Raw genomic sequence first — 511 nt, 5'->3', positions numbered from 1 at the left:
GCGAGAGTTGCGCGACGAGGTCGGTCTTGCTCTCGATGTCGACCCGCCTCAGGTCTGGCGCCAGGAAATAGTCTCCGCCGGGTTCGCACCCGGCCACGATGGCGTCGTGAACGACTACTTCCTCGTCCGGACCGCGTCGTTCGCGCCGCGCGGTGCGATGAGCGACGAGGAACTCGCCGCCGAGCACGTCATCGGCTGGCGTTGGTGGTCGCTGTCAGAGATCAGGCAACACCACGGTCCGGAACTGTTCTCGCCACGGGACCTCGCCACGCCGTTGACCGCACTGATCGCTGACGGAGTACCAACCCAACCCGTCCCGCTTGGCCTGTAGGCAGAGCGAAGCGGACCGGACGTGGAGGCAGACTGGCATGCGGTACGAGGACCGGTTCGCAGCCACGACGCCCCCCATGCCGCGATCTTGCACTTACTGTCCCGGCGAAAAGGGCATCACACGCTTTTCGGCGACAGAAACTGCAAGATCGGCGGGGCTGGACGCGACGGACTACTCAGA

Annotated in this window: 1 protein-coding gene; it reads left to right on the top strand. The window is 65.4% G+C overall.

The annotated features are described in order from the left end of the window. On the top strand, positions 1-331 hold a 331-nt coding region (locus KBX08_RS33450; RefSeq protein ID WP_210787739.1), incomplete at its 5' end, for an NUDIX hydrolase. Between the last annotated feature and the right edge of the window lie 180 nt (positions 332-511).

The sequence above is a fragment of the Micromonospora sp. H61 genome, from assembly GCF_018070325.1.
In the GTDB taxonomy this organism is placed as follows: domain Bacteria; phylum Actinomycetota; class Actinomycetes; order Mycobacteriales; family Micromonosporaceae; genus Micromonospora; species Micromonospora salmantinae.
This window is presented reverse-complemented; position numbering and strand designations above follow the sequence as displayed.